The organism is Nocardia sp. NPDC005746, assembly GCF_040630785.1.
Classification (GTDB): domain Bacteria; phylum Actinomycetota; class Actinomycetes; order Mycobacteriales; family Mycobacteriaceae; genus Nocardia.
The window spans coordinates 112,899-131,063 of record NZ_JBEXYE010000015.1; the positions used below are offsets into that span (position 1 = coordinate 112,899).

An 18,165-nucleotide genomic window follows, 5' to 3' on the forward strand; every position below is an offset into this window, starting at 1 on the left:
TCACAGTTCCGCCGATACGAGGGGTGCAGCGCGTGTCCGACCCGAAAGACGACCAACAGCAGCAGGGCTCTGCCAACCAGGCATCGGGTCCCGCCGCAGGCGACACGGACACCAGCGCCACCCCCGCCCGCCCGGCGAACCCGGCCGACCAGTCCGCTCCCGCGGCCGCGAACGGCACGAGCACGCCGGCGACCGCCGACGCCGCACCCGCGACCGCCGCCACCGAGGCCATCCCCTCCCCCAACGCGCGCACCGAGGAAATCCGCACCGGCGCACCTCGACCCGGCGCCCCCAAGACCCCGCAGGCCAAGTCCGGCCCCGCCGGTTTCGCCACCATCCACTACGAAACCTCCAAGCCCGCAGGCACTCCGGGCGCGAACCGCGTCCAGCCCCCGGCCGCGAACCGAGGCCAGTCTCCCGCCGACCAGGCCGGCGCGGGCCGAGTGCAGCCGCCCGCCGGAACGCCGGGCACGCCGGCCGGACCGCAGGGTGAACCTGCCGGACCCCAGGGCACGTCAGCTGGAGCTCAGGGCACAGCTGCCGGACAGCAGGGCGGGTCCGGCGGATCACAAGGCGCGCCCGGTGGACTACCGGGCAACCCTGCCGGAGCGCAGGGTGGGTCCGGCGGACAGCCGGCGGCCGCGCGCCAGGGCTCGGGTGAGTTCAAGCCGCAGAGCACGCCGAGTGGGCAGCCCTCGCCCGGCGGCTCGGGCGTACAGCCGGGCGCGTCCGCGCAGTCCGGCGCTGCCGCACCCGGTTCCGGGAACGCCGCGGGTGGACGCCCCTCGGAGGGCGCGCGATCCGGGCCGGACGAAAAGCCCCAGGCTCCCGAGTCCCGGGAACGCCAGGGTGCCGCGGCGTCCGACGGACAGCCCGCGACCGGCGGAAAGCCCAGCGGCGCTGGACAATCCGGTGCGGGCGCGCAGCCGGCCGGACGTGGGCAGGGGCCGGGAGCGCCGTCGCCCGCCGATGACGCTCCGACCCAGTTCATTCCGATTCAGCGACCCGCCGGGGAGAAGGCGGGCGGAGGCGCGCAGGGCGCCGACGCGCAGGCCGATGCCACCACGCAGATGATCAAGATTCAGCGGCCCGCACGGGGTGCGAGTGGTCCGGGCGCCGGGAAGCCCGGCGAGCAGGGGCAATCCGGCTCCACCGATTCCGGGAAGACCGTCGCGGGCGGCGCGGCCGTCGGCGCCGCGGGCGCCGGCGCGGCTGCTGCGGCCTCGGCCGAAGCTGCCGGTAAGGGCGGGAAGTCGGGGAAGACCGCGCCGGAGGATGTTTCGACGCAGGGGATGCCCGCCGCTTCGGCCGATGACGACGAGAAGTCGGGCGATGCCGCGGCCGGTGAGAAGTCCGGTGGCACCGGTGATTCCGGGACCCCCGCCGATGCGAAGGACGGCGGGTCCGGGGCCGAGGGCTCCGGGGACGCGGCGACCGTGGTGATCAAGCGGGTGCCGAATCCGGCCGATGACGCCACGACGGCGCTGCCGGTGGTGTCGGGTGAGACCGGGACCGAGAAGATTCGGGTTTCGGGGCCGCAGGGTCGGGCGGTCAGCAAGCCGCCGCAGACGCCTCGGTTGAACGCGGGGCCGCGGAATATCGGGCCGAAGGGGACCGCTCCGGACGCGCCCGTCGAGGAGACGCGGCCGTCGCCGCCGCGGCCGCCGATGGCTCCTCCGATGGGCCCGCGCCGGCCCGCGACCGCGCCGTCTCCGGCGGACACCCAGTCGACCATGCCGGGTCAGCCGATCGGCGGGCCGAGGATCGCGTCGCCGCAGCGGGTCGGGGCCGGTGCGCCGCAGGGTCCGCGCGGACCGCAGGGACCGAACGCGCCCAAGGGTCCGCAGGGACCGGGTGGGCCGCAGGGACCCCAGTCGCTGAACGGCCCGAACGCACCGCAGGGACCGGGTGCGCAGGGACCGAACGCTCCGCACGGGCCGAATGCGCCGCAGGGGCAGCCGGGTTCGGGTGCTCCGCAGGGACCGGGTGGCCGGCCGGGTCTCGGTGCGCCGCAGCCCGGGATCGGCGGATCGCAGGGCGTGCCCGGGATCGGCGGGCTGGCGCAGCCGCAGCGGGTTCCGGCGGCCGAGCCGGTCGACGGCGCCGCGAAGTCCGGTGGCGGGTCGAAGAAGCTATGGATCGGCGTGGCCGCGGCGGTGGTCGCGGTGGTCGCGATCGTCGGCGTGGTGCTCGGCGTGAAGAAGCACAACGATGACAATTCGCCGGAAGCGCTGGTGCAGCAGACGATCACGTCGTACACCGATGCCCTGGACAACGGGAACCTGGACACGCTGCGGACGGTGACCTGCGGTGCGCAGCACGACTTCTATCAGAAGATCTCGGCCGACCAGTTCGCGAGCGTGTACAAGACCTCCAAGGAGCAGAAGAGCATCCCGCAGGTGAAGAGCGTGGACGCCATCCAGATCACCGGCGATGCCGCGCTGGCGCAGGCGACGGTGTTCACCGAGGCGGATCCGGCGAAGCTCTCCTCGCGGACCTTCGACCTGCGGAACGAGGGTGGTTCGTGGAAGGTGTGTGAGCCCAAGAACGCGCACTGACCGGCGCGAAAACCGGTATCGACAGCTTCGGCGAAATGGCCTGACACGTTCTCGCTCGTGCTCGCGATGAACATCACATACACCTGGTCAATAGACCTGCACGTCGGTAGGGTGTCTGGGTTGTCTGGGCTGGCCATTTCGGCATTCCGGCACTTCAGCGGTGTTGTACACCGTCCATAAAGTTACGAATGCAGGAGCTGAGTACGGATGCCGGATACGGCTGAGCACATCGTGCCGGATGCGGCAGAGACCCTGGCGGTTCTGGAAGCGGAGACCATCGTGGAACCGACCAAGGCCACCGCCGCCGAACTGGTCGGCCGTCACTTCCGGGTGCGCGATCACTACGACGTGGGCCGCGAGAAGATCCGCGAATTCGCGCGCGCCGTGCGCAACGACCACGCCGCCCACCACCGCGAGACCGTCGCCGCCGAGCTCGGTTACGGCGGTCTGCTGGCCTCGCCGACCTTCGCCTCGGTGATCGGCGCGGCCACCACCCGCTCGCTGATCGGCTCGGTGCTCACCGAGTACGACGTCTCGCAGATCCTCCAGACCGACCAGGTCTTCGAGTACCACCGCCCGATCCTGGCCGGGGACCGGCTGGGCGTGGACGTGGTGGTGGAGAACATCCGCGGCTTCGGCGACAACGACTTCATCACCGTCAAGGTCACCCTGACCGATGCCGACGTGCGGCCGGTGCTGGTCGCCACCACCACCATCGTGGCCCGCAAGGGCGTCGAGATCGACCCGGTCGCGGTCGAGACGGTGTCGGGCGTGGTCATGCACGGCCATGTCGTCGAGCCCGGCCAGTTCGACACCGACCCGAACGGTCTGATCCTGCTGGCCCCGGAAGAGGTGGCCGAGCCCGCCGCCCCCGCCGCGCCGCTGCCGGTCAACACCGTCCCGACCGCCGCGGGCGTGGCCGCGGGCGCCGAACTGCCCGCCGCGAAGGTGCCGGTCACCCGGGGCGACCTGGTCAACTACGCCGGCGTCTCCGGCGACCCGAACCCGATCCACTTCAGCGACACCGCCGCCACCTTGGTCGGCCTGCCGACCGTGGTGGCGCACGGCATGCTCACCATGGGCCTGACCGCCGGCTACCTGGTGGACTGGCTGGGCGACCCGTCGGCGCTGGGCAAGTTCAGCGTCCGCTTCTCCGGTTTCGTGCCGGTCGAGCCGACCGCCCCGACCTACGTCGAATTCACCGGCAAGGTGAAGTCGGTGGACGCGGCCACCGGTGCTGCCACCGTCGTGCTGGGCGCGACGTCGGAGGGCAAGAAGCTCTTCGGTCGCGCCATCGCCGAAGTGCGCCTCAGCTGAGCCTCGGAACCTGACGAGAGCGGGCCCGCACAATCCGTGCGGGCCCGCTCTTTTCGTCCACTCAGTTCAGTGTGGCGTGCATCAGGTAGACGTTGTAGTCGTTCCAGGTCGACATGGTGAAGTACAGGTCCTGACCGGTCGACCACGGGTGGATGAAACCGCCGTACAGTTCGGGGAATTGCAGCGCGCTGACCGTGACCGCGCTGTCGGACCACGCGCCCTGCGGTGAATCCGATTCCCGCACAACCAGAGCCGCCTTCGCGGTGTCCAGGTAGCTCATCTGCCACACCTTGCGGTTCTCGTCGTAGCGGACCGACAGTTCCCCCGCGGGCGCGTCGACGATCGGTGTGGCGCTGACGTTTCCGTTCACGGCGGGCCCCCAGGAGCCGTTCTGCCAGTACTGGTAGGCGGTCGGGTTGAGCACCTGTTCCTTGGGCGCCCGCGCCAGCCCGACCCCGCCCAACCGGGTGTTCGGGATGCCGAACATGTACACCCAGTCGCCCTGCGGCACCATGGACGCGACCTGGAAGCTGGAGACGCCGAAGATGTTCTCCCACTTGGCGTACGGGTCCTTGGTCCAATGTTCGCCGTGGTCGTCGGAGTAGGCGAGCCCGCCGTAGTTGGTGAACCAGGTGCCCGGCAGGCTGTTCCAGGTGCGGATCGACATGTAACTCATGTACTGCCGGTCGCCGAGCGCGAACCCCGAGGTGGGGATGGTGGTGATCTCGATATTGTCCAGCTTGCGGCTGCTCAGCAGTTCCACGGCGTGGCAGCGGTCGTCGGTGACCATGCGGTCGAAGACGACGCCATTGGCGAGGTCGCGATTCTTGCTGAACGCCAGCAGGTTCGAGCGCCAGTCCTCACCCATGCCGCCGGGCGGATGGAAGTCGCGGCCGACGGTGTCGCCGAAGGCGATGGCGATCTCGTCGGGCGCGCTCTGCCACATGATGCCGAGGTCGGTGCCCTGCACCTGCCAGCGCTTGTCGGTGCGGTTGATCGAGTTGGCGCCGGTCAGTTTGGACACCTCGCGCACGTCGGAGACCTGCGGCGTGGGCCGGGCGGGGGTGCGCTCGGCGGGCTCGCTGGACGGATGCGCGGGTTCGGGCCCGGGCGGCAGCGTGGGCGGATTCGGGTTGGGCAGTGCGAAATTGAACGGCTGCGGCCGCACGATGAGTTTCGGGATGCCGAGTTGTTCGGCGAGTCCCGGTGGCGCGGCGGGTGTGTCGGTGAGGTCCGGGCACGGGTTCACGCACGGGTCCGGCGGCAGTTCCATCGTCACGCGCTTGGTGTTCTCCGGCAGCGGCCCGGTGTCGACCGTGACGACCGGGTAGGCCATCGGCACCTCGACGGTCTTGGGCACCAACGACTCGTGTTCGGGTCTGGGATCGGTCTTGCAGGCGCCGATGCCCGGAACCGCCGGTGTCGCACCGGTTTCCGAATCCGCCGACGCCACCGGTCGGCCCATACCGACCAGTACTCCCGCCCCGAAGATCACCGCTCCGGCAGCCGCCACGAGCCGCTTGGCCATGCGTTCAACCCTCTCGACATTAGGGTTATCCGGACATCATCCGGGCAAGGACCCTACCCCACAGATCAGCGCAGGGCCTGGAAGGTGATCACGGTCGTGCCGATCCGGATGGCATCGCCGTCGGCGAGCACCGCGGCCGACTCGATGGTCTGCTCGTTGATGTAGATCCCGTTGGCGGAGTGCAGATCCTTGATCAGCAGCCCGGCCCGGCTCGGCGTGATCTGCGCGTGGTACCGGCTGGCCTTCGGATCATCGAGCACCAGATCGTTGTCGGTCATGCGACCGATCTTCACACCATTGGCGCCGATCGGCACCACGCGTCCGTCGGCCAGGCACAGCTGCCCGGCACGCACCGCGCGCGGCATCTCGGTGACGGTCTCGGTCATGGCCTTCGCCATCCGCTCGACCTCGTGAATCTGCCCGGTGCTCAACGGTTCCTGGCGCAGCACCTTCTGTTCCAGCGCGATCAGCGCGGGCCCCGGATCGATGCCGAGCTCGTCGGCGAGCACGGTCCGCACCCGGCGGCAGGCGTCGAGCGCGTCGGCCTGACGGCCGGACAGATAGAGCGCGGTGATGAGCTGCGCCCACAACGGTTCCCGCAGCGGATGGGCGTTGGTCATCGACACCAGTTCGCCGACCACGGAAGACGCACGGCCCAGGGCGATTTCGGAGTCGATGCGGGCGGAGGCGACCAGCAGCCGCTCCTCGTCCATGGCGGTAGCGAAGCTCTCCGCGAAACCGAGACCCGACAGGTCGTCCAGCGCGCGCCCGCTCCATTCGGCGAGGGCCTCGCCGAAGAGCCGCGATGCGCTGGCCGGGTCGCCGATCGCGGCGGCCTCGGAGCCTTCGCGGCGCAGCGTCTCGAAACGCCCGAGATCGCACTCGTCGTCCTCGATTTCGAGGCGGTAGCCGGAGGATTCGGTGCGCAGCAACGCCACCGGGTCGATCCCGGCGGTGCGCAGCGTCTTGCGGATGTTCGAGACGAACACCTGGAGACTGGCCTGATAGGAGTCCGGCGGATCATCGTTCCAGACGATGTCGGCCAGGGCCTGCGAGGACACGGCACGCCGCCGGTTCACGGCCAGCGCCGCCAGCAGTGCGCGGGGCTTGGGACCGCCGACCGGTATGGACCGGCCGGCGACCAACAGCTGCACGGGGCCCAGGACCCGTACATCGACAGTCATGCCACCTGCCTCGATAGAGACCGCGGCGCGCCCGCCGCTCGAAAATTGCCCGGGATTCCGCTGCGCTGCGCGGAATCCCGAGCGTTGAGCTTACTTGGCGCTGATCGAGCGTCCCGCCGAGTTCAGGTCGTTGCAGGCCTCGACCACGCGCGCGGCCATCGAGGTCTCGGCCTTCTTGAGGTAGCTGCGCGGGTCGTAGACCTTCTTGTTGCCGACCTCGCCGTCGATCTTCAGGACGCCGTCGTAGTTGCCGAACATGTGGCCGGCGACCGGACGGGTGAAGGCGTACTGGGTGTCGGTGTCGACGTTCATCTTCACCACACCGAAGCGCAGCGAGTCCTCGATCTCCGACTTCAGCGAGCCCGAACCGCCGTGGAAGACGAAGTCGAAGGGCTGCGCGTCCGCGCCCAGGCCCAGCTTGGCGGCCGCCACGCGCTGGCCCTCGGCCAGCACCTCGGGCTTGAGCACCACGTTGCCCGGCTTGTAGACGCCGTGCACGTTGCCGAAGGTGGCGGCCAGCAGGTACTTGCCGTTCTCGCCGGCGCCGAGCGCGTCGATGGTCTTCTCGAAGTCCTCGGGCGAGGTGTAGAGCTTCTCGTTGATCTCGGCCTCGACACCGTCCTCTTCACCGCCGACGACGCCGATCTCGACCTCGAGGATGATGTTGGCGGCGTGCGCCTGCTTCAGCAGTTCCTTGGCGATCTCGAGATTCTCGTCGATCGGGATCGCGGAACCGTCCCACATGTGCGACTGGAACAGCGGGTTCAGGCCGTTCTTCACGCGCTCGGCCGAGATGGCCAGCAGCGGGCGCACGAAGGTGTCCAGCTTGTCCTTCGGGCAGTGGTCGGTGTGCAGCGCGATGGTGACGTCGTACTTGGCCGCCACCACGTTCGCGAACTCCGCGAGCGCGACCGCGCCGGTGACCATGTCCTTCACGCCCAGGCCGGAACCGAATTCCGCACCACCGGTGGAGAACTGGATGATGCCGTCGGAACCGGCGTCCGCGAAGCCCTTGATGGCCGCGTTGATCGTCTCCGAGGACGTGCAGTTGATGGCGGGGAACGCGAAGGAGTTCTGCTTGGCCCGAGCAATCATCTCGGCGTAGATCTCCGGAGTCGCGATGGGCACGTGGACCTCCGTGGGGTGTGTGCTGCGATACAACAAAATTCTGTCAGCCCACACCATAGGGGAGCGCCTTTTTCCCCGGCCCGGGGCCTCGGATACTCGACAACTTTGTGAGGTTGCTTCGACGTTCGGTGTGATGTCCGGGGTACCGGTACTGTGGTGGCCGTGACCTTGCTGGCCGTATCCGATGCCGTGACGACCAACGCCGCGCTGCCCGCGATCTTGGACCCCATGCACCTCCTCACGGAGACGTGGTTGTCCCACGCGGTGCTCCCGGCGATCTTGGCCATCGTCTTCATCGAGACCGGCCTGCTGTTCCCCATCCTCCCCGGCGACTCGCTGCTGTTCACTGGCGGTCTGCTGGCGGCCCAGGCGCACCCGCCGGCCGGCATGAACATCTGGTGGCTGGTCCCGGCCACCGCGTTCGTGGCCTGGCTGGGTGACCAGAGCGGCTACTGGATCGGCCGAAGCATCGGCCCGGCGCTGTTCAAGAAGGAGGACACCCGCTTCTTCAAGCAGCGCTACATCACCGAGACGCACGCCTTCTTCGAGAAGCACGGCCCCAAGACCATCATCCTGGCTCGCTTCGTGCCCATCGTGCGCACCTTCATGCCGGTGCTGGCCGGTGTCTCGAAGATGGACTACCGCAAGTTCGCGACCGTCGACATCATCGGCGCGGTCCTGTGGGGTGGCGGCGTCACCGTGCTCGGGTACTTCCTGGGCAATGTCGAATTCATTCGCAAGAACGTCGAGGCGATCTTCCTGCTGATCGTGTTCGTGTCCATTCTCCCGGGCATCATCGCGGTCGGTAAGAATCTGCTGCACCGCGGTCAGCACCCGGAGCAGGCCGAGCTCGCCACCTCGTCGAACGAGTCGACCCGCTGAGCCATTCGGTGCCGACGACCACCCCGCTAACGACAACCCTCGCCTCCGGCGGGTTCGGACCGCTCGAGACGGCCGGACCGGTGCTCGTGTGGACCATCGTCCTCACGTTCGTGTTCCTGGAGTGCGCGCTCATCATCGGACTGTTCCTGCCCGGTGACTCCATGCTCATCACCGCGGGCGTGGTGCTGGCCTCCCAGGTCAATGGCGAGGGCCACGTGTGGGCGCTGTCGGTGGGCACCATGATCGCCGCGATCGCGGGCAATCAGGTGGGCTACGTGTTCGGGCAGCGCACCGGGCATCACCTGGTCGCGCGTAAGAACGGCAAGTACATCAACACCCGCAATCTGGCGCGGGTCTCGGAACTGCTGCACAAGCACGGATTCCTGGCGGTGCTGGTGGCCCGCTGGATTCCCTGGGTGCGCACGCTGTGCCCGCTGGTCGCGGGCGCCGCCGGGATGGATCACCGCAAGTACACCATCGCCTCGTCGATCGGGGCGGTGATCTGGGCGCCGGTGATCCTGCTGGCCAGCTATTACGCGGGCAGCTTCATCGAGGACATCTCCTGGCTGATGCCCGCGGTCATCGGGACCCTGGTCGTCGGGTTGGTTCTGGGAACCGTGATCGGCGTACGGCAGTATCGGGCCGAAATGGCGCGGCCCGCCGAGGATTTCGACGTCGATATCGACGATCCCGCGACCATCCCGCTCCCCCGGCAGCACCACGCCTGATCCCGGCGTGATCCGCCGCTAGAGTCCCGCGGCCGTGATCGTGTGCGCGGCCTCCATCAGTTTCCAACCCGAGAGCTGCACCGACAGATCGCGTTCCGGGCTCTGGGAGGCGCTCACCGATCCGCCCTCGAAGGCGCCGGCGCCCGCGATGCCGGGCAGCCGGGCGGGTTGCCGCCAGTCCGCGCCGAACAGCGGTTCGCCCTCGACATCGAGGCGGTGCTCCCAGGCCGCGGTCGCACAGGCGCGGACGATGGCGGCGGCCTTGCGGCGGGCGGTCACCCGGTCGGGTTCGTCGCCGGGCAGCATGAGCGCGGCCAGCGCGAGGTAGCGAATGAGGATGCCGTTGAACAGGCCGCCGTCGCCGCCGCCGTCACCGACCACGATGCCGTTCTCGGTCAGGTGCTCGTCGATGGCGTCGATCAGCCGGACCGCGCGGTCGGCGTGCCGGGGTTCGCCGGTGTGCACCGCGAGTTCGGTCTCGAGCCCGAGGGCGACACCCTGGCAGTAGCTGTAGACGGGCTTCTCCACCTCGCCGGACGGTAAGTGGATGCCATCGAAAATGAGACCAGTCTCCTGGTCGCGCAGGTTCGTGTCGAGGAAGTCGGCCAGTTCCTGGGCGCGGGTGTAGCGGCCCAGCCGCGCCATGGCAATCCCGACCGGTCCGTTGGCGGGGGTGTTGTAGAAATCCGAGCCCTTCCGCCACGGCACCGCGCCGAACTCCGGCTCGAACCCGTTGACCAGTGTCTTCTCCAGAATCAGCAGCGCGCCCCGGACCTCTTCGACGCCCTGGGTGCGCTCGGCCCGCTCCAGCGAGATGGTCAGCCAGGCCATGTCGTCGTAGTAGTTGTTGGTCCAGCCGGTGATATTGCGCAGCCGCATGCCGTGCGCGATGGACCACAGCCGACGCTGTCGTGCGGGGGTCGGCGCGCGATTGGCGGCGTCGACCGCGCAGTCGATCAGGTGGGCCTGCCACCAGTAGTGCCAGAACGCGAAAGTGCGCTCGCGTTTGGTGGCGGGCCAGCCCACCACCCCGAGCTGCGTACCCGGGCAGCCCCAGAGTTTGCGCAGGTGACGGGACAGAATCGCGGATTCGGCGAGATCGGCCCGCTGCGACCAGAGGGCAGCCGTCGGCTCGATATTGCGTCCGGTCCGCGATGTCATGGGACTAATAATGCCAATCGGACAACAGTGTTCGTGGCTTATTTGTTACCGAGAGTCGTACGCCTCACCACGCCCGCGCGAGGTCCGCGTGCTGCCGGATCCAGGCGTGCATGGCGATGCCCGCGGCCACCCCGGCATTGATGCTGCGGGTGGAACCGAACTGCGCGATCGAAACGGTCAGCAACGCGCCCGCTTTCGCGGCCTCGGTCACCCCCGGCCCCTCCTGACCGAACAACAGCAGGCAATCACGCGGCAGCTCCACCGTTTCCAGCGGCACAGCGCCGGGCACATTGTCGACCGCGACCACGGTCAGCCCGGCCTCCGCCGCGAAGCCGAGCAGCTCGGCGGTGTCGTGGTGATGGCGAATGTGCTGGTAGCGATCGGTGACCATGGCGCCGCGCCGATTCCAGCGCTTGCGCCCGACAATGTGCACGGCCGCCGCGGCGAAGGCGTTGGCGGTGCGCACCACGGTGCCGATATTGGCGTCGTGGCCGAAGTTCTCGATGGCCACGTGCAGCGGATGCCTTCGGTTGTCGATGTCGGCGACGATCGCCTCGCGCCGCCAATACCGGTACGCGTCCACCACATTGCGGCGGTCGCCGTGCGCGAGCAGCTCCGGATCCAGTCGCGGATCGGCGGGCGGCTCGGTGCCGAACTCGTCCCGCCACGGTCCGACGCCGTGCGGATGCTCGCCCCACTCGGTCGGACCGGGGGCCTCCGCTTCGGCCTGGCCAGGGGCGCCGGATTCGTCGGCGATCGGGGTGAAGCTCACCCGGCGATGGTAGTTGCCGGGCGAATCAGTACTGGGACGCCCCGACCCCACCCACGATGATCGCGAACACGACCAACAGGATCAGCATCAGCATCAGCGCGGTGGCGGCGATCCCGCAGATCCAGCCCGCCGTCACCATCCCGGCCCCGCCGATGGCGCCGTGGGAGTCGCGGATCTCGCGGCGGGCCTTGCCGCCCATGATCCAGGCCACCGGACCCAGCAGCTGGCAGAACACCAGGCTCATCACGCCGAGGATCAGCACCACGACGGCCTGCGGATGGTCCGGGGCGGGCGGGCCGTAATAGCCCGGCGGGTAGTAGCCGGGGACCGGCGGCTGATAGCCGGGGTTGTAACCGGGCTGCTGGTAGTAGCCCGGTTGCTGGCCCTGGGACTGCGGATCCCAGCCCGGCGGGGGCGCGTCGTAGGTCATGCGCGCAAGCCTAGGTGGTGGTGCGCCACAACGGGTGCGGGCGCTTCCGCGGTCGAAGGTTTGAAACGTCGCTGCGCGGTTGCCGGGCGTGGAAGACTGGAACCATGACTCGGTCGAGTTCCGCGGAATTGCTGAAATCGGTTGAATACTGGCCGAATCACCTGCTGTCCATCGCGGAGTGGTCGCTGCTCCCCGAGAACAACCGGCACTGCCGGGAGCTGGTGGACGGCGTGCTGGTCGTGGCGCCGCAACCGCCGCGGCATCAACTCGCGGTGTGGCGCTTGGCAGCTCAGCTCGAGCGCGCGCTGCCGCGGCGCATGGCCGCCATGGCGCGCATCGAATTGCTGATCGACGAGGGCACACCGCCGACGGTGCGGGTGCCGGACGTGCTGATCGTCGGCGGTGTGGCCGGAGCCGAGCACGCCACCCGGGTACGGCCCCCGGATGTGCTGGCGGCCATCGAGATCGTGGCGCCGGGGTCGCGGCGGGTGGACCGGGTGATGAAGTTCGCGGAGTACGCGGCGGCCGGAATCGGGCACTACTGGCTGCTGGAGGCCGAGGATGTGTTGCGGCTGTATACCTTTCGACTGCAGGACGGCCAGTACATACCGACCGGTGAGCATGTCGGACAGGTGACCCTGGAGCTCGACGACATCGGCCTGCCCCTGGACCTGGACGCGCTCACCGCGCTCCGCCCCGCCGGCGTCTCGGTGTGATCCCGGACAGTTCTCGATTTGCCGCGCATACCCTCTGACCTCGCCTGATCGGTCCACACGGGACAAAATTCGGGACTATCCTGGAGTCCCGGAGGCCGTGGTTGGAGGGTGTTATGGACCACGCGCGCATAGCCAGAACCGTGCTCGGAGTGACGGCGGCATATCTCGTCGCACTCGGCCTCTGGCTGGGCTGGCTGGTCCCGCTCACCCCGCCCGGAACCATCCCGGTCCAGGTCGTCACACTGGTCGGCCTGTACGGAACCTTCCTCGGGCTCGGCATGCTGCTCGCCCAGCGCCCCACCCGCTCGGACCGGAAGCTGCTGCGGCACGGTCTCGAAGGCTGGGCGAATATCGAAGGCGTGCACCCGCTGCAGCGCACCGACCACTGCACCGAGCTCACCGAACTCGACCTCGAGCTGGTGGTGCCGGGGTCGGAAACCTATTACGGCAGCATCGTGTTCGACGTCGAACCCGTGGTCAAGCCGAGAATCGCTGTGGGCGGCACGATTTCGATCCGCGTCGATCCGCGCAACCGCGACCGCATCATACTGTGCCTGTGAACCGCGTCCGGCTGTCCCTGTGAACCGCATCCCGCCGTGCGTGTGACCCGCGTCTCGCTCTGCTGTGAGCCGCGCTCCGCTGTGCTGTGAGCCGCGTCCCGGCGGGCCGGTGACCCGGCGCTCACCGGACCGCCCGCACGGGGTGGCACCGCGCCCGGGCCGGGTGCGCTCGTCGGGACGGTCTGCCGGATTCGCCCGATCCGGGCCGTAGCATCCTGACCATGACGATCGCCGACACACCGGACCGCCGGGAAGCGCCGCTGGTACTCGACACCGAGCCGCCGCGCACCCTCGGCTTCACCGATCAGTCGGCGTTCTGGCTGAATCTCGGCGTCAGCCTGATCGGGTTCAGCGGCGCCGCGGTCGTGCTCACCCCCGCCGGCGCGAACCTGCCGCTGACCGGAGCGCTACTGGCCACCGTGCTCGGCACCGTGGTCGGCGCGGCCATGGTGGCCGGGCCCGCCGCCATCGGCGCCCGCACCGGCGCGCCGGCCATGGCGGTGCTGCGCGGACTGTTCGGCACCCGGCTGTCGTATGTGCCGACGGTCGCCAATATCGTGCAGTGCATCGGCTGGGGCGTGTACGAGCTCACCGTCATCACGCTCGGCGTCTCCGCGCTCACCCATGACCGGGTGCCGCACTGGATCGTCATCGTCGGCGCGGGTGTGCTGTCCACCGTAATGGCCGTGTGGCCACTGTCCGCGGTGCGCGCGCTGCGCAAATACGTCTCCGTGGCGGTCGGCATCGCCCTGGTCTACTTCACGATTCAGCTGCTGCGGCAACCGGTTCCGATGCCGGCCGACACCAGCTGGAGCGGGTTCTGGCCCGCAGTCGACGCCACCCTCGCGGTCTCCATCTCCTTCGTGCCACTGGCCGCCGACTACACCCGGCACTCGCGATCGGCTCGAACCGCCGCCGGGGCCACCGTGATCGGCTACTCGGTCGCGCAGGTCTGGTGCTATCTGCTCGGCATCCTCGCGATCCTGCAGGCGGGCAGCGCCGACCACATCTTCGACACCTTCCTCGGCGTCACCGCCGGGTGGCTGTTCTTCGCGGTGCTGGTGCTGCGCGAATCGGATCAGTCCTTCGCCAATATCTATTCGACGGCCATGTCCATCCAGAACCTGCTGCCCCGGGTGGATCGGCGGCTGCTGGCGACCCTGGTCGGCGCGCTGGTGACGCTGCTCGCGCTGCCCGTGCGCGACTTCGGCAATTACGCCAACTTCCTGTACCTGATCGGGTCGGTCTTCGTGCCGCTGTGCGCGGTCCTGGTCGTCGACTACTTCTTCGGCCGCGGCCGCACCGGCTGGGACCTCACCGAGTACGCCCCCACCCGTCCGCTCATGCTGCTGCCGTGGGCGCTCGGATTCGTCGTCTACCAGCTCTTCAACCCCGGTTCGATCACCTGGTGGAGCGACTTCTGGACCAAGGCGCAGAACGCGCTCGGCATCCATCCGGGCTGGTGGGCCTCGGCCTCGTTGTACTCGTTCCTGGCGGCCGCCGCCGTGACGGCGATCCTGGTGCGGCTGCGCCGGGGATGACCGACGGCCGGGTCTACGGCATGGGGCTCGACCCACTGGTCGAACCCGATTGGCCCGCACTCACCTCCGCCGAGGTGGAAGCCGTGCTCGGCGCGGACGCCCGGATCGCCTGGCGCAGTCCGCGACCGCTCTCGGCCACCGCGCGGATCCGGCTGCCCGACCACCGCGAGGTCATCCTCAAACGCCTGCCCCGGGCGCTGCGCGACGCCGCCGCGCTCGGCGAGGAACACGCCTTCATGGACCACCTACGCGCGCACGGAATTCCGGTGCCGAGTGTCCTGCGCACTGCCGAGCTCGACGAATTCGCCTACGAGGTACAGGAACTCGGCCCCGGCGACGACGCCTACGCCGGCGTCTTCTCCTGGTCCCCGTACCGTTCACTCGCCGACGCCGCCGCGGCCGGTCGCATGCTGGCCCGCCTGCACCTGGCCGCCACCGGATACGACGCCCCGGCCCGCCCGGGCCGGCCCCTCCAGGCAGGATTCACCCTGTTCTCCGCCATCGATCCCCTTGCGGCCGTGGCGTGTCGCGCGGCCCTGCGCCCCGCGCTCGGTGCGTTCCTGGCCGGCCGCGAGTGGCGCGCCGACATGACCCGCGTCCAGCTCCCCGCCTGCGAGCGCCTGCACCCGCTGCTCGCCGACCTGGAACCGCTGTGGACGCACAATGATTGGCACGGCACCAACCTGCTGTGGCGCGACCACGCCGTCACCTCGGTCATCGACTTCGGGCTGTGCGACCGCACCACGGCCGTCCACGACCTGACCACCGCCATCGAACGCGCTGCGGTGGATTGGATTTCGGTCCGTGCGGGCGGCCCCGCGCACGTGCGCTTCGATCAGGTCCGCGCCCTGCTCGAAGCCTACGAATCGGTCCGGCCCCGCACGCCCGCCGAACGCCGGGCCCTCCCCGCCCTGCTACCCCTGGTGCACTGCGAATACGAACTGTCCGAGATCGATTACTTCCTCGGGGTGGTACCGGGCGGTAATCCGGAGAATGCCGAAATCGCCTACACCGATTACTTTCTCGGCCACACCGAATGGTGGGAATCCGTTTCCGGCCGAGAACTGCGGGCCGCCATAGCCGCCGCGAAGTGAACGCGAAGTGAACTTGATTCCGCGACCGCGATCCGCTAGAACTTGTTCTGTTGCTTTTCTGGCAACGCGAATCGTTCTGCACGCCATCTGAGTTCAGCGTGCATCGGGGGTCCGGGAGGATAGGAATAATCATGCGTCGCACTCTTCGTAATTTCGGTCGTAAGGCAGTTGTCGCGGCTCTGCCGCTGGCGGTGGCCGCCACCTTCGCGAGCGCGGGAACGGCTTCCGCCACCGCGCCGACCGAGGCCCCGCAGGCGGCCCCGGTCGTGCAGCTCGCCGCGTTCACCCCGGTGGTCCCGGTCGCGGCCGAGGTCTCGCAGCCCATGGCTCCCGCGGCCGCACAGCCCGTGACCTCGGATGTCACCCCCGCCGCGGCCGAGATCTCGCAGCCGCAGGACATCGCCACCGACCCGAATGCCCAGAACCACGATCCGATGGCCAATGCCGCCGCCCTCGGCTTCGTGATCGGGGCCGCGACCGGCGCCGTGATCTGTGGCGTCACCATCATCGGAATTCCGCTGATCCCGCTCTGCGCGGTCGGCCCGGGCCTGCAGCTCGCGCTGGTCGGCCTGCTCGTCGGAGCGATCGCCCCGAATTCCGTTCCGCAGATCCTGCCCTGATCCCCCGGACATCGTAGATACGAAGAACCCCATCCAGATATTTCCGGATGGGGTTCTTTCGTATCGAATTCCGGGTGACGGATACGGTGACCTATTCGGTTACCGATACACCTACCGATTTGCCTACCGATGCGCGCGCGGATCCGCGAGCAGATATTGCGCGGCGGCATATGTGCCGAGAATGACACCCTCGGTGATCCGGCGCGACTTCTCACCGCGCGCGAAAATGCGGCGCAGCACGATCAATCCGTCCGACACGGTGAACAGCAGCGCGCCCAGACCCAATCGGCTGCGCGGATCGGCGTTGGGAACGTTCACGCCCGCAATGTTCTTCGCGTCGCGGGCGAGTTCCGGATCCGAGGCCAGGGTGGCCGCGGTGCCCAGCGTCGCGCCGTACACGGTGAGCGGCACCGCCACCGTGGGGGCCTTGAACCGCATGAGCGTCGCCGCGCCCAGCCAGGCGCCCAGCCGCTGGCCCGCGATGGCGGGCCGGGGCCGGGCCCCGCGCCGCCACCACAGCCACGAGTAGCCGGTCTGCATGACCGCGAAAGACGAAGCGCCCGCGATCAATCGGCGGTCGTCGTCCGGTTCGATGAGCAGCACGTCGCCGACCGTGGCCGCGGCCAGCGAGCCGAGCAGCACGGTGCGGTCGGTGGGATGCAGGCGCTTGCCGTTGACGGCCACGTCGGCGGCGAGCAGCGGCATCAGCAACGGCTTCGCGACCCACTGCAGCTTCTCGCGACCGGTGACCGCACCGTAGACGGTCACCGCCGCCGCGCCGACGAAGGCGGCACGGAACGGGCTCGCCATCAGAAGCTGGGCTCGGCCGGGGCGGGCGGCAGCACCGCGACCTGGCCGGCGTAGGACAGGCCCGCGCCGAAGCCGAGCAGCAGCGCCAGCTGACCGCCCTTGGCCTTGCCGGTCACCAGCATCTCCTCGATGGCCAGCGGGATCGAGGCGGCGGAGGTGTTGCCGGTGTTCTCGATGTCATTGGCCATCGGCAGATCGTCGGGAAGGCCGAGGTTCTTCTTCATGAGCTCGTTGATGCGGGCGTTGGCCTGGTGCGGGACGAACACCTCGATGTCGTCCTTGGCCACGCCCGACAGCTCGATCGCGCTGGACAGCGCGCGCGGCAGGGTGACGGCGGCCCAGCGGAAGACCTTGGGGCCCTCCATGTGCAGCGACATCCGGCCCACGGACTCCACGGCCGGGTCGGTGCCCTGCAGGCGCTGCGCCTTGTTCATGAACTCCAGGAAGTCCACGTCCTGCGCGATGGCCTCGGCGTTCTCGCCGTCGGAGCCCCACACGGTCGGGGAGATGCCGTTCTCCTCGGCGGGACCGATCACGACCGCGCCCGCGCCGTCACCGAAGATCATGGCGGTGCCGCGGTCGGTCGGGTCGAGACCGACGGTCATCGTCTCGGCGCCGATGAGCAGGATGTACTCGGCCGAGCCGGAACGGATCATGTCGGCGGCCACGCCAAGGCCGTAGCCGAAGCCGCCGCAGCCGGAGACCAGGTCGAAGGCCGGGATGCCGTTCATGCCCAGGTCCGAGGCGACGGTCGGCGCGCCGTGCGGGGTCAGCTTGAGCCAGCTGGAGGAGGCCAGGATCAGGGCGCCGATCTTGGATCGGTCGATGCCGGTGTTCTTCAGCGCCCGCTCGCCCGCGGCGACCGCCATGCTGCGCAGCGTCTCGTCGCCGGAGATCCAGCGCCGGTTGTGGATGCCGGTCCGCTCGAAGATCCACTCCGGGGTGGAGTCGAGGACCTCGCACACCTCGGCATTGCTGACGACGCGCTGGGGCCGGTAGGCACCGATGCCGAGCATCGCAATATTCTGCTGACCCTTGTTGATTGCAATGCTCACCACAGGTGACTCACACGACCCTTCGCACAATCATTGTCGACACCGTTGTCGGACGTAAGACCAGGACACAGGCTAACCCAG

17 protein-coding genes are annotated in these 18,165 nt (G+C 69.1%); 9 read left to right on the plus strand and 8 right to left on the minus strand.

Features of this window, described 5'->3' with window-relative positions; genetic code table 11:
- The first annotated feature begins 32 nt into the window (after positions 1–32).
- Both ABZ412_RS26130 and ABZ412_RS26135 read left to right on the plus strand, forming a co-directional pair.
- Complete coding sequence (locus tag ABZ412_RS26130) at positions 33–2,558, plus strand: hypothetical protein (RefSeq protein ID WP_357284851.1); 2,526 nt, start codon at positions 33–35, stop codon at positions 2,556–2,558.
- 207 nt (positions 2,559–2,765) lie between these two features.
- On the plus strand, positions 2,766–3,875 hold the full coding sequence (locus tag ABZ412_RS26135; RefSeq protein WP_357284853.1) for a fused (3R)-hydroxyacyl-ACP dehydratase subunits HadA/HadB: 1,110 nt from the start codon (positions 2,766–2,768) through the stop codon (positions 3,873–3,875).
- 61 nt (positions 3,876–3,936) lie between these two features.
- Here ABZ412_RS26135 and ABZ412_RS26140 read toward each other — a convergent pair whose 3' ends face one another.
- The 3 genes from ABZ412_RS26140 to fbaA all read right to left on the minus strand — a co-directional run bounded on the left by ABZ412_RS26140 (position 3,937) and on the right by fbaA (position 7,715).
- Positions 3,937–5,403, minus strand: a complete 1,467-nt coding sequence (locus ABZ412_RS26140; RefSeq protein WP_357284856.1) for a DUF4185 domain-containing protein — start codon at positions 5,401–5,403, stop codon at positions 3,937–3,939.
- Between the two features lie 65 nt (positions 5,404–5,468).
- Positions 5,469–6,587 (minus strand): BTAD domain-containing putative transcriptional regulator, encoded by a 1,119-nt coding sequence (locus ABZ412_RS26145; protein ID WP_357284859.1) that lies wholly within the window; start codon positions 6,585–6,587, stop codon positions 5,469–5,471.
- A gap of 90 nt (positions 6,588–6,677) precedes the next feature.
- Positions 6,678–7,715 (minus strand): class II fructose-bisphosphate aldolase, encoded by a 1,038-nt coding sequence (gene fbaA, locus ABZ412_RS26150; protein WP_357284861.1) that lies wholly within the window; start codon positions 7,713–7,715, stop codon positions 6,678–6,680.
- A 228-nt stretch (positions 7,716–7,943) separates the two neighbouring features.
- On the opposite strand from fbaA, the gene ABZ412_RS26155 reads away from it, so the two are divergent.
- Together ABZ412_RS26155 and ABZ412_RS26160 are read left to right on the plus strand one after the other, a co-directional pair.
- Positions 7,944–8,597, plus strand: coding sequence for a VTT domain-containing protein (locus ABZ412_RS26155; protein WP_357284985.1), 654 nt, complete (start codon positions 7,944–7,946; stop codon positions 8,595–8,597).
- 8 nt (positions 8,598–8,605) lie between these two features.
- Positions 8,606–9,325: a DedA family protein gene (locus ABZ412_RS26160; protein ID WP_357284864.1), complete on the plus strand. Its 720-nt coding sequence runs from the start codon at positions 8,606–8,608 to the stop codon at positions 9,323–9,325.
- A gap of 18 nt (positions 9,326–9,343) precedes the next feature.
- Here ABZ412_RS26160 and ABZ412_RS26165 read toward each other — a convergent pair whose 3' ends face one another.
- The 3 genes from ABZ412_RS26165 to ABZ412_RS26175 all read right to left on the minus strand — a co-directional run bounded on the left by ABZ412_RS26165 (position 9,344) and on the right by ABZ412_RS26175 (position 11,688).
- Positions 9,344–10,486, minus strand: a complete 1,143-nt coding sequence (locus ABZ412_RS26165) for a glycoside hydrolase family 76 protein (RefSeq protein WP_357284867.1) — start codon at positions 10,484–10,486, stop codon at positions 9,344–9,346.
- Positions 10,487–10,550: 64 nt separating this feature from the next.
- Positions 10,551–11,243: a TrmH family RNA methyltransferase gene (locus ABZ412_RS26170; protein ID WP_357284988.1), complete on the minus strand. Its 693-nt coding sequence runs from the start codon at positions 11,241–11,243 to the stop codon at positions 10,551–10,553.
- Positions 11,244–11,283: 40 nt separating this feature from the next.
- Positions 11,284–11,688, minus strand: a complete 405-nt coding sequence (locus tag ABZ412_RS26175; RefSeq protein ID WP_357284870.1) for a DUF4190 domain-containing protein — start codon at positions 11,686–11,688, stop codon at positions 11,284–11,286.
- A 104-nt stretch (positions 11,689–11,792) separates the two neighbouring features.
- Between ABZ412_RS26175 and ABZ412_RS26180 the strand changes: the two genes are divergently transcribed.
- From ABZ412_RS26180 to ABZ412_RS26200, 5 genes are all read left to right on the plus strand, one after another.
- On the plus strand, positions 11,793–12,404 hold the full coding sequence (locus ABZ412_RS26180) for a Uma2 family endonuclease (RefSeq protein WP_357284873.1): 612 nt from the start codon (positions 11,793–11,795) through the stop codon (positions 12,402–12,404).
- A 113-nt stretch (positions 12,405–12,517) separates the two neighbouring features.
- Complete coding sequence (locus tag ABZ412_RS26185; RefSeq protein ID WP_357284876.1) at positions 12,518–12,964, plus strand: hypothetical protein; 447 nt, start codon at positions 12,518–12,520, stop codon at positions 12,962–12,964.
- Between the two features lie 221 nt (positions 12,965–13,185).
- Positions 13,186–14,505, plus strand: coding sequence for a cytosine permease (locus tag ABZ412_RS26190; RefSeq protein ID WP_357284879.1), 1,320 nt, complete (start codon positions 13,186–13,188; stop codon positions 14,503–14,505).
- Positions 14,502–15,599: a phosphotransferase gene (locus tag ABZ412_RS26195; protein WP_357284882.1), complete on the plus strand. Its 1,098-nt coding sequence runs from the start codon at positions 14,502–14,504 to the stop codon at positions 15,597–15,599. Before ABZ412_RS26190 ends, ABZ412_RS26195 begins: the two co-directional genes overlap by 4 nt.
- Before the next feature lie 131 nt (positions 15,600–15,730).
- On the plus strand, positions 15,731–16,219 hold the full coding sequence (locus tag ABZ412_RS26200; protein ID WP_357284885.1) for a hypothetical protein: 489 nt from the start codon (positions 15,731–15,733) through the stop codon (positions 16,217–16,219).
- A 123-nt stretch (positions 16,220–16,342) separates the two neighbouring features.
- Here the strand turns inward: ABZ412_RS26200 and ABZ412_RS26205 are convergent, their stop codons facing one another.
- Together ABZ412_RS26205 and ABZ412_RS26210 are read right to left on the minus strand one after the other, a co-directional pair.
- Entirely contained in the window at positions 16,343–17,029 is a 687-nt protein-coding gene (locus ABZ412_RS26205) for a lysoplasmalogenase (RefSeq protein ID WP_357284888.1), read from the minus strand.
- Positions 17,029–18,087, minus strand: a complete 1,059-nt coding sequence (locus tag ABZ412_RS26210; RefSeq protein ID WP_357284890.1) for a beta-ketoacyl-ACP synthase 3 — start codon at positions 18,085–18,087, stop codon at positions 17,029–17,031. The genes ABZ412_RS26205 and ABZ412_RS26210 overlap by 1 nt, the downstream gene beginning before the upstream one ends.
- Positions 18,088–18,165 lie beyond the last annotated feature (78 nt).

Bases quoted from the DNA above. Each gene is read 5' to 3' on its own strand.
- ABZ412_RS26190 (WP_357284879.1), top strand. From the start codon at position 13,186: ATGACGATCGCCGACACACCGGACCGCCGGGAAGCGCCGCTGGTACTC.
- ABZ412_RS26195 (WP_357284882.1), top strand. From the start codon at position 14,502: ATGACCGACGGCCGGGTCTACGGCATGGGGCTCGACCCACTGGTCGAA.
- ABZ412_RS26165 (WP_357284867.1), bottom strand. From the start codon at position 10,486: ATGACATCGCGGACCGGACGCAATATCGAGCCGACGGCTGCCCTCTGG.
- ABZ412_RS26140 (WP_357284856.1), bottom strand. From the start codon at position 5,403: ATGGCCAAGCGGCTCGTGGCGGCTGCCGGAGCGGTGATCTTCGGGGCG.
- ABZ412_RS26185 (WP_357284876.1), top strand. From the start codon at position 12,518: ATGGACCACGCGCGCATAGCCAGAACCGTGCTCGGAGTGACGGCGGCA.
- ABZ412_RS26200 (WP_357284885.1), top strand. From the start codon at position 15,731: ATGCGTCGCACTCTTCGTAATTTCGGTCGTAAGGCAGTTGTCGCGGCT.
- ABZ412_RS26205 (WP_357284888.1), bottom strand. From the start codon at position 17,029: ATGGCGAGCCCGTTCCGTGCCGCCTTCGTCGGCGCGGCGGCGGTGACC.
- ABZ412_RS26180 (WP_357284873.1), top strand. From the start codon at position 11,793: ATGACTCGGTCGAGTTCCGCGGAATTGCTGAAATCGGTTGAATACTGG.
- ABZ412_RS26135 (WP_357284853.1), top strand. From the start codon at position 2,766: ATGCCGGATACGGCTGAGCACATCGTGCCGGATGCGGCAGAGACCCTG.
- ABZ412_RS26175 (WP_357284870.1), bottom strand. From the start codon at position 11,688: ATGACCTACGACGCGCCCCCGCCGGGCTGGGATCCGCAGTCCCAGGGC.
- ABZ412_RS26155 (WP_357284985.1), top strand. From the start codon at position 7,944: ATGCACCTCCTCACGGAGACGTGGTTGTCCCACGCGGTGCTCCCGGCG.
- ABZ412_RS26145 (WP_357284859.1), bottom strand. From the start codon at position 6,587: ATGACTGTCGATGTACGGGTCCTGGGCCCCGTGCAGCTGTTGGTCGCC.